This window comes from Sedimentibacter sp. B4 (genome assembly GCF_000309315.1).
Taxonomy (GTDB): domain Bacteria; phylum Bacillota; class Clostridia; order Tissierellales; family Sedimentibacteraceae; genus Sedimentibacter; species Sedimentibacter saalensis.
Map to the genome: position 1 here is coordinate 1 of NZ_CANG01000294.1, position 272 is coordinate 272.

The 272-nt window shown below is 73.9% G+C and carries 1 pseudogene; it reads right to left on the reverse strand.

Going from position 1 to position 272, the window contains the following annotated elements:
* Positions 1 to 272 (reverse strand): annotated as a pseudogene (locus BN358_RS23310) (porphobilinogen synthase); the annotation flags it as partial.

Consider the following 272-nt stretch of genomic DNA (forward strand, 5'->3'; position numbering starts at 1 on the left):
CAGCGGCCAGGGCACGGTTCAGGATGCCGTCGTCGGCGTAGCCGGCCGAGCCTGCCGCGTCCTTGTCGTCGGGCTCGGGAACGCCGAACAGGACGAGGCCACCGATCCCGGCCTCGACGGCACGGGTGGCCTCGGCGCGGACGGAGTCGAGGGTGTGCTGCACGACGCCGGGCATCGAGGAGATCGGACGGGGCTCGTCCAGACCGTCCGCGACGAAGACGGGCAGCAGGAGCTGGGCCGGATGCACCCGGGTCTCGGCGACGAGCCGCCGG